Source organism: Amycolatopsis sp. NPDC043887 (assembly GCF_056435665.1).
Genome location: NZ_JBWKEB010000002.1, coordinates 814,739 through 822,038, shown reverse-complemented (window position 1 = coordinate 822,038; position 7,300 = coordinate 814,739). Strand labels below are relative to the sequence as shown.

Here is a 7,300-nt window from a genome sequence, read left to right as displayed (position 1 = left end):
AGGACTTTTTTCGCTAACGAAGCTCCGAGGGAGTACCCGGGGGGGAGGGGGAGGGGGGGGGGGGGGGGGGGTGTTGGGGGAAAAACCCAAAACCCCCCCCCACGACCCCCTCGTCGAACCGTGCAAATCACCCAAGTCGGACACTGTCACCGCGGAAAAGTCCGTTATGAACAGTTGGAAGGTGCCTGGTCGGCGAGTCCCGCTCCTGCCGCCAACTCCGAATCGCCACTCACGACGCCGGTCAGTGGTCGATGGCGACCATCATCCGTGAATGCTTCGGCCGCTCGATCTCGTCGACCAGCGCGACCGCGAGGTCCGCGTAGGAGAACGGTCTCGCGTCCGCCGCGCGCGGCAGCACCCGGTGGTCCCCGCTGCGGTACGAGCCCGTGCGCTCGGCGTGTTCGTCGATCATCGCCGGCGGCGGCGCGATGACCACCCAGTCGAGCCCGCCGCCGGACGCACGGAAGACCTCCAGTTCCGCCGTGTGCCCGAGCGAGAACTCGCGGTGCTCGGGCGGCCGGCCCGGCTGGTCGTGGAAGGCGACGCCCGGAGCGATCTCCAGCGCCGACCCGACGCCGACGACGACCAGCCTCGCGACACCGGCCCGGCCGAGGCCGTCGATCAGCGCGTGCGCGGCGGCCGGGTAGTACTCGCGTGACGGGAGGTCCGCGCGGTAGATGGAACTGATCGCGGCGTCGTGCCCGGCGGCGGCCTTCGCGACGTCGTCCGCGACGGTGACGTCGGCGGCGATCAGGGTGACGTTGTCCCCGGCGAGATCCGGGTGGCGGCCGGGATCCCGCACGGCGGCGGTGACCTGGTGCCCGCGGCTCACGGCTTCGGCGACGGCGCGGCGCCCACCGCGTCCACCCGCCCCGAAGATGACGATCCTGCTCATCGTGCTCCCTTTTCCGGTGCCGGCACCCGAGTACCGGCGGCGATCGCGATGCTAGGAGCGGCCCCCTCGGTTACCGCAACGAAACCGGCCCCGCGCGTTCTGGAGCCGTTCACCCGGATGGTGCTGGTGTATCGTCCCGGGATGCGTCACCTGGTACCCCATTCAGCCCTGAAAACCCTGAGCCGGTCGGCTCGCGGCACGCTCGGCCGGGGCCTGCACCGGCTCGCCCGCCGATTCCATGATCCTTATACCGAGGAACTGGAACGGGTCGCCGCGGAACTGCGGGAGGAGATCGTCCGCCAAGGGGATCGCTGTTTCGATCGGATCGTCGAGTTCGAAATCCGGAGCCGTCGCGACATCATCTACGCCGGTGACCAGGACGCGGCCAGGGACAGCAATCGTTTCGCCCGTGAGAATCTGACCGGGACCAAGCATTTCGCGCGTCCACAAGAGACTCTCGCGTACGCGCTTTCCCTTGCCCCGTCCGGGGGAATGGCCCTCGAATTCGGTGTCGCGAGCGGGAACACGCTGCGCGCGATCGCCAAGGCCCGCGGTGGTGTCGAGACCTACGGATTCGACTGGTTCCAGGGACTCCCGGAGAACTGGCTCAACGGGATGCCCGCCGGTTCGTTCGCGCGCGACGACCTGCCGGACGTCCCCGGAGCCGAACTCGTCGTCGGACTTTTCGCCGACACGCTTCCGGGTTTTCTCGAGCGGCACGAAGGCGTCGTCGATTTCCTTCACGTGGACGGCGATCTGTACAGCTCCGCGAAAACCGTACTCGATCTGGTGGGCCCGCGTCTGCGGTCCGGCAGCATCGTGCACTTCGACGAATTCTTCAACTACCCCGGCTGGCAGCGGCACGAGCACAAGGCGTGGCTGGAGTACGTCGAACGCACCGGCGTCGAATTCGAATACGTGGCCTACACCTACGCCGACAACCAGGTCACCGTCCGGATCGCCTAAAGCAGTTCGCGGACCTCGATCGTGCCGATCGCGGCCCACGGGTGGGTCTTCGCCGCCTCGACGGCTTGTTCGCGGCTGTCGCATTCGAGGATGTTGATGCCGCCGATCTGTTCCTTCGTCTCGGCGAACGGACCGTCCGTGAGCAGTGCCTCGCCGTCGCGGACACGGACGGTCGTCGCCGACTCGGGCGAGTGCAGTCCCATTCCGTTCACGCGCAGACCGCGCCGCGTCATCTCTTCGCCCCAGGCGCGGCACGGTTCGGTGATGTCGGTGGTCACGGCCGGATCGCCGTCGGTCCCGCAGAGCATGAGCAGGTAGCGCACCGCTCCTCCTAGTCGGTCAGTCCGTCTTCGTAGGCGCGCAGGGTATCGATGAACACGCGCCGTTCGGCCGGGGTCAACGGCGTGAGCGCCTTCTGCCAGGCGCGGGCGCCCTGCGCGAGCCAGCCGTCGATCGCGGGCCGCATCGGCTCGGCGATGGCGACGATCCGCCGCCGCCGGTCCGTCTCGTCCTCACGCCGGTCGAGCACGTCCTTTTTGGTCAGTTCGCCGACCATAAGGCTCACCGTGGTCGGGGCGACCTCCAGCCGCTCGGCCAGCTCGTTCACCGTCATGGGCCCGTCGAAGAGCAGGTACGACAACAGTGACAGATGACGCGGAGCTAGCGACAGTGACTGGAGTTCTTCGGGGATCTTGATCCGCTTCGCGCGTCCGACCATCCGCGGCATGAGCAGCAGCAAAGCCCGCACGGCGTCGTCGACTTCCATGTCCTCGGTTGACACAGGACACCCTCCTGGATACCTTTGCAAGCAAAGAAGCTTTGCTTGCAAAGCAAAATAGCTTTCACGATGATGCTACCTGGGGAGTACCGGTGCTGATGACCACCGCGGACGCCGAAACGGGGCGTCCCCGCACCACTCGTGTCGACTGCCGCCCGTCCGGGAGCCGGTACCTGGCGTTCGCGCCCGACGGCGATTCGCCTTGGTATCGCGACCTTCTGGTCAGTCCACAAGCGACACTCGAGATCGACGGCGTGCCGCATGCCGCGCGTGCCGTGCCGCTCGAAGGCGGGCAGCGGGGTTTCGCGCTGCATCTCTTGGAAGTCGATGCCGCCCGCGGCCGGGCGATCGCCGACCAGTTGCTCGTCCATCACGGGGAGCTCCGCAAGACGCTGGCGGCCGCGCGGGCCGAACTCGACGGCGCGCCGGTCGCGGACCGGCGGAATCCGCGGCGCGAGCTGCTCGGCCATTGCGTGACCTTCTGCAACGACCTGCGCATGCATCATCTCCGCGAGGACGGCGCGTTCACCGCGATCGAGAAGGCCCACCCAGGGCTCGCGCCGGCGCTGAAGCGGCTGCGTCAGGAGCACGAAACCGTGTCCCGCGCACTGCGCGATCTCGATCAACTGCTGCAGGGTAAGGGGAAGATCGAACGCGCCGTGCTGCGAGAGGAGTTCGAGCGCGTCGTGAAAGGACTCGAAGAGCACTTCGCCTACGAGGAGGCGAATCTGCTCCCCGTGCTCCGCGGCGACGATGAGGCCTAGCCGAAGTTTTGTCACAGCTTGGGAACGAGCGCGGTGATCGAACTGCTGACCGAAGACGCGTGTTGTGCACCTGGAACACGCGAGCGGGTTGCTCCGAGCGGGTGAGAGCCTTGGGGCGGCCGGTGGGAAACACCGGTAACGAAGGTCCGTTCCTGGGCGACTGATCGTTGTCCGCACCGATCGGCGCGACGCCCCCGACCGGAATAGTGAGAACCGAATGAAGCTTCGAAGAGCCTCGATTCTGTCTCTGGTGGCCGCGGTGGCCACGATCATGCTCGTGACGCCCACCTCTGCTCTCGCCGCCCCGCCGACCAGCGCGGTGGAGGTCTCGCCGACAACAGTCCAACGTGGACAGACATTCACCGTGACGCAGACCGTCTACAACGCCGACGCGACGTCGACGATCGAGGGCGGCAAGGCGACGCTTTACGGAAAGGAATCCCCGCTCCCTGGGATCGTCGACCTGGTGTCCTGTCCCGGCGCGTTCGCCTGCGACATGCTCGGCGGCAGCATCCGCGGCGGCGTCGGCACCGTGACCCCCGGACAGAGCAAGACCGTGGTGTTCACCTTCCGGGTCAAGGACGACGCCCCGCTGGGCGATGTCACGCTGCAGCACCAGTTCGTCGGTGACAACTACAGCTTCGAGATCCTCGACGGCCCTGTGCTGACCATCACCGACACGCCGAGCACGGCCGACCTCGGGGTCACGCTGACCGCGTCCCCGCACGGGCTCCTGACGTCGTCGATCGACTACACGGTCAAGGTCACGAACGCGGGCCCGGCCGCGGCGTCCGGGATCCGGGTGGCGTCGACCCTCGGCAACGGGCTGCGCTTCACCGGCTCCCCGGCCTGCTCGAACCCGAGCGGCACGACGGTCGTCAACTGTGACTTCTCGTCCCTCGCGTCCGGCGCCAGTGCCACGGCCAAGTTCTCGGTGGCGACCGGGCTGCTGACCGTCGGACCGGTCAAGACGACCGCGAAGATCACGCAGAGTTCCGTCGCCGACCCCAACGCGGCCAATGACACCGCGTCGGCGACCTGCACGGCGGTCACCGGGCTCCTCGTCAGCTGTTAGCACCCGGTGTCACATGGGCTGGGCGGGTCGTGAGTGGTAAGGACGGTTAGAACCGTCTTTACCACTCACGACAAGCCCGGCTCGCCACTCATGATCAGCGCAGGCGTTCGGCGCGGGTGTGGAGATAGCGCTGGTGCGGCAGGCTCGTGGCGCGCCGCGCGGCCTCCACATAGGACTCGACGGCTTCGGCGGTGTCTCCGGCCATCTCCAGCAGATGCGCGCGAGCGGCGTGGAACCGGTGGTCGCCGGAGATCCGGTCACCGAGCTCTTCCAACGCCGCCAAGCCTTCTCGCGGCCCTCGGGCCATTCCGACGGCGACGGCGTGGTTCAGCGCCACCACCGGATTGTCGGAGAGCCGCAGCAGAAGCCGGTACAGCGCCTCGATCTGCGGCCAGTCCGTCTCCTCGGCGTTCGGCGCCTCGTCGTGCAGCGCGGCGATGGCCGCCTGGATCTGGTACTGCCCGGTCGGCCCGTGCGGCAGCGCTTCGGACAGCAGCGCGACGCCCTCGGCGACGTACTCGGTGTTCCACCGGCCCCGGTCCTGTTCGGACATCGGGATCGGCGCGCCGTCCGGCCCCGTCCTCGCCGGACGGCGCGCGTCGGTCAGCAGCATCAGCGCGAGCAGCCCGGCGACCTCGCTGTCGTCCGGCAGCAGCCGGTGGACGATCCTGGTCAGCCGGATGGCTTCGGCGGACAGGTCGTTCCGCACCAGATCGGGACCGGACGTGCTGGCGTATCCCTCGGTGAAGATCAGGTACAGCACGTGGAGCACCGCGTCGAGCCGTCCCGCTTCCGGCGGCATGCCGAACGGGACACCGCCGGCCTTGATGCCGGCCTTCGCGCGGCTGATCCGCCGGGTCATCGTCGCTTCGGGGACCAGGAAGGCGCGGGCGATCTCCGCGGTGGTGAGGCCACCGACCGCGCGCAGGGTCAGCGCGATCTGCGACGCGGGCGACAGGGACGGGTGGCAGCACAGGAAGAGCAGGACGAGCGTGTCGTCCGAGTCGGCGGCACGCCGGTCCGCGGCGGGGGCGAGGTGCTCCTCCGGCAAGGTGCGCTGGACGACGGTGTCCTCGCGACGGCGCCGCGCCTGCTCGGCACGCAGGAGGTCGGTCAGCCTCCGTGAGGCGACCGTGATGAGCCACGCGCGCGGATTCTCGGGCAGCCCTTCGGCAGGCCATTGCGTCGCGGCCGCGAGCAGCGCCTCCTGCGTCGCGTCCTCCGCCAGGTCGAAGTGACCGTAGCGGCGGACGACGGCGCCGAGGACCTGCGGCGACAGCTCGCGCAGCAGATCCTCGGCGCCGCTGTCCGGCACCTAGAGCTCCAGTTCTTCGAAGCTGTCGGCGCACGGCCGGATGTCGACGTACCAGTCGCGGCCGAGGTCGCTGCCTTCCGGATGCGGGGTGTTCGCCAGCTGGGCCGCGATCTCGGTCGCGCGGTCGTAGCTCGCGCAGTCGACGGTCGTGTACCCGACCAGCACCTCCTGCGTCTCGGCGTACGGCCCGTCCGTCACCACGAGCGCGCCGTCCCGCAGGGAGACGCGGCGCGCGTGCGTCGGCTGGGAGAGGCCCTGAGCGTCGACGAACTCGCCGGACTCGACCAGATCGTTGTTCCACTTGCTCATGAACTCGTGCAGGGCCTTGACTTCGTCGGCGCTCCAGGCGCCGGCGATGTCGACGAGGTCCTTCTGCGACCCGAACATCATGATCATGTACTTCATGGTTCTCTCCTCTCGGCGGGCACCGCTCCGGTGCCTTCTGCCGGGGACGTCGGAGCCGCCGGACAGGACCGGACATGGTCCGCCGAGGATTCTTCCTCAGCCGCGGTCGGCCGCGGTGTTCATCGCGTCGGCGGGTTCCAGGGTCCGCCCACCGGTGATCTTGGCGTGGAGGTGCTCGCCGCCCAGGACCGGCGGATACTTCGGCGGGTTATCGGCGGACTGGCAGGTCGGAAGGCATTCGAACCGGGCGTCGTGGTCGCCGTCGAAGAAGAACGCCACGCTTCGCCGCCGTGACGGCCCCGGCCCGGACGGCGGCACGACCCGGTGCAGGGTGGAGCGCCAGCGGTCGTTGGTCCACTGCGCGGTGAGGTCGCCGAGGTTCACCACCAGCGCGTCCTCGGCGGGGACGACGTCGTGCCAGGCGCCGTCGGGACCGTGGATCTGCAGCCCGGGGACGGGGTCGGTGTAGAGGACGGTGACGATGCCGTAATCGGTGTGCGCGCCGAGCCGCATCTGGCCCGGCAGGGGCTCGGGCGCTCCGGCGCGGCGCTCGAAGTGATTCACCCGCAAGGTACGTGTCGGGTGCCGGGTGTACGCGCCGAGGTAGCCGTCGGGGAGCCCGAGTGCCTTCTCGAAGATCTCCAGCAGCACTCGCGCGACCCGGTGCGCTTCGTCGGCGTACGCGGTGAGCGCGGGACGCAGGTTCTCCGGCAGCTCGGGCCAGATGTTGGGGGCGAAGAAGCCATAGGGGTCCTCGCCGTCGATGTGCTCCGCGCCGATGACGAACGATTCCGACAGGTCGGGTGGCGTCGTCTCACCGAGGCTGTACGCCAGCCCTTCGGTGCCTTCGGCCGCGTACCCGCGATCCGAGGCGCGGTCGGCGGGCGCGGATCGGAGCTTCTCCTCGACAGGGAGCGCGAAGAAGGCGGCGGTCGCTTCGCGCATGTCGTCGATCGTCGCCCACGGGATGCCGTGTCCGACGACCTGCAGGAACCCGACGCGCTTCAACGCCTCGTCGACGGCGTGCGCGAGCCGAGTGCGGTCGCCGTCGTGCCAGGTGCTCAGGTCGACCGTCGGTACGAGAGTCATGGAGCGACGGTAA

The 7,300-nt window shown here is 68.8% G+C and carries 9 protein-coding genes; 3 read left to right on the top strand and 6 right to left on the bottom strand.

Annotated features, from left to right (window positions below):
- Nucleotides 1-241 precede the first annotated feature (241 nt).
- Nucleotides 242-895, bottom strand: a complete 654-nt coding sequence (locus tag AC069H_RS09115; RefSeq protein ID WP_478231877.1) for an NAD(P)-dependent oxidoreductase — start codon at nucleotides 893-895, stop codon at nucleotides 242-244.
- Between the two features lie 141 nt (nucleotides 896-1,036).
- Here AC069H_RS09115 and AC069H_RS09110 point away from each other — a divergent pair, with 141 nt between their 5' ends.
- On the top strand, nucleotides 1,037-1,861 hold the full coding sequence (locus AC069H_RS09110; protein ID WP_478231876.1) for a class I SAM-dependent methyltransferase: 825 nt from the start codon (nucleotides 1,037-1,039) through the stop codon (nucleotides 1,859-1,861).
- On the opposite strand, the gene AC069H_RS09105 is transcribed toward AC069H_RS09110, so the two are convergent.
- Together AC069H_RS09105 and AC069H_RS09100 are read right to left on the bottom strand one after the other, a co-directional pair.
- The gene (locus tag AC069H_RS09105; RefSeq protein ID WP_478231875.1) at nucleotides 1,858-2,184 is read right to left on the bottom strand and encodes a YciI family protein; all 327 of its coding nucleotides are present in this window, start codon (nucleotides 2,182-2,184) and stop codon (nucleotides 1,858-1,860) included. The two genes, AC069H_RS09110 and AC069H_RS09105, sit on opposite strands and share 4 nt — an antisense overlap.
- 8 nt (nucleotides 2,185-2,192) lie before the next feature.
- A complete protein-coding gene (locus AC069H_RS09100) occupies nucleotides 2,193-2,627 on the bottom strand; it encodes a MarR family transcriptional regulator (protein WP_340688756.1) in 435 nt (144 codons plus the stop codon).
- Between the two features lie 110 nt (nucleotides 2,628-2,737).
- On the opposite strand from AC069H_RS09100, the gene AC069H_RS09095 reads away from it, so the two are divergent.
- Entirely contained in the window at nucleotides 2,738-3,403 is a 666-nt protein-coding gene (locus AC069H_RS09095; RefSeq protein WP_478231874.1) for a nitroreductase/quinone reductase family protein, read from the top strand.
- Nucleotides 3,404-3,620: 217 nt separating this feature from the next.
- The gene (locus tag AC069H_RS09090) at nucleotides 3,621-4,478 is read left to right on the top strand and encodes a hypothetical protein (protein WP_478231873.1); all 858 of its coding nucleotides are present in this window, start codon (nucleotides 3,621-3,623) and stop codon (nucleotides 4,476-4,478) included.
- 94 nt (nucleotides 4,479-4,572) lie between these two features.
- Here AC069H_RS09090 and AC069H_RS09085 read toward each other — a convergent pair whose 3' ends face one another.
- From AC069H_RS09085 to AC069H_RS09075, 3 genes are all read right to left on the bottom strand, one after another.
- Nucleotides 4,573-5,793 carry an RNA polymerase sigma factor gene (locus AC069H_RS09085; RefSeq protein WP_478231872.1) on the bottom strand — a complete coding sequence of 407 codons (1,221 nt, stop codon included), beginning with the start codon at nucleotides 5,791-5,793 and terminating at the stop codon, nucleotides 4,573-4,575.
- Nucleotides 5,794-6,198 carry a YciI family protein gene (locus AC069H_RS09080; RefSeq protein WP_478231871.1) on the bottom strand — a complete coding sequence of 135 codons (405 nt, stop codon included), beginning with the start codon at nucleotides 6,196-6,198 and terminating at the stop codon, nucleotides 5,794-5,796. It abuts the gene before it with no gap.
- 96 nt (nucleotides 6,199-6,294) lie between these two features.
- A complete protein-coding gene (locus tag AC069H_RS09075; RefSeq protein WP_478231870.1) occupies nucleotides 6,295-7,287 on the bottom strand; it encodes an isopenicillin N synthase family dioxygenase in 993 nt (330 codons plus the stop codon).
- Nucleotides 7,288-7,300 lie beyond the last annotated feature (13 nt).